Genomic DNA, 258 nt, shown 5'->3' with positions numbered 1-258 from the left:
ATCACGTCCGGCGCCTGACGCAGCGTGTTCTTCAGCGCGGTCTCAAATGACTCGGTATCAATGCCCACTTCCCGCTGGGTGATGATGCAGCCCTGATGCTGATGAATGAATTCGATCGGGTCTTCGATGGAAATGATATGGCCTTTGCTGTTGCGATTGCGGTGACCGATCATCGAGGCAAGCGAGGTTGACTTACCGGTGCCGGTCGCCCCCACAAACAGGATCAGCCCCCGTTTGGTCATGGCCAGATCCTTGATG

1 protein-coding gene is annotated in these 258 nt (G+C 56.2%); it reads right to left on the bottom strand.

What is annotated here, in order from left to right:
* Positions 1-258, bottom strand: a 258-nt coding sequence (locus B3520_RS05740; protein WP_286875625.1) for an ATPase, T2SS/T4P/T4SS family, incomplete at both ends; no start/stop codon positions are given.

This window comes from Marinimicrobium sp. UBA4509 (genome assembly GCF_002388575.1).
GTDB lineage: Bacteria > Pseudomonadota > Gammaproteobacteria > Pseudomonadales > Cellvibrionaceae > Marinimicrobium > Marinimicrobium koreense.
The sequence above is the reverse complement of the archived record's forward strand: the minus strand, read 5'-3'. Positions and strand labels throughout refer to the sequence as shown.